At 45.4% G+C, this 886-nt stretch carries 1 protein-coding gene; it reads left to right on the plus strand.

Annotated features, from left to right (window positions below):
- Positions 1-886 (plus strand): GspE/PulE family protein (locus tag A3739_RS03750; RefSeq protein ID WP_197472022.1); only part of this gene is annotated, 886 nt, incomplete at both ends.

Genomic DNA, 886 nt, shown 5'->3' on the forward strand with positions numbered 1-886 from the left:
GATAAACTCCTCAGTTCACCCCGTGGTCAAAAACACGTACAACTCCACCCACTCGAAATCATTGCCGGCGCAGGTTTAAAAGCGCTCAATGGCGATGTGAATGTTGATATGAATTACTTGCTCGACTGGCTCAGTGACTGGTCAGAGCAAGAGATCTTCAATATTGATCCTCTAAAAGTTGATTCACTCAAAACCTCACAAGTAATGTCATTTGCTTTTGCGCAACGACATCAAATTCTTGCCGTTGAAGTGAATAGTGAAGAAGTCGTGATCGCCAGTGCTCAGCCTTTTGCGCATGACTGGGAAAACGATCTACAACATGTTCTGAAAAAGGACATCAAGCGTGTCATTGCCAATCCCGCAGATTTAAGACGATTTACCATTGAGTTCTATGAACTAGCTAAGTCTGTCAACAAAGCCGGTGTCGATGCAGATCAAAGCGCCTACACACAAAACTTCGAGCAAATGCTCGAACTTGGCGGTAGCTCTGGCAAATCGAATCACGACGCTAACGACCAACATATCGTCAACATTGTTGATTGGCTGCTTCAATATGCCTTCGATCAGCGCGCGAGTGATATCCATTTAGAGCCACGTCGCGACATCGTCAACATGCGATTCAGAATAGATGGCGTTCTTCATCCCGTATACGAATTTCCCGCTAAGGTCGGGATTGCCGTTACCAGTCGCCTTAAGATATTAGGCCGATTAAACGTTGCCGAGAAACGTAAACCACAAGATGGCCGAATAAAAACAAAGAACGATAAAGATAAAGAAATCGAGCTACGTTTATCGACCCTGCCAACCGCATTCGGCGAAAAGCTTGTGATGCGTATCTTTGACCCTGATGTGCTGCAATGCAGTTTTGCAGATCTCGGGTTTGCAA

The organism is Oleiphilus sp. HI0067, assembly GCF_001635735.1.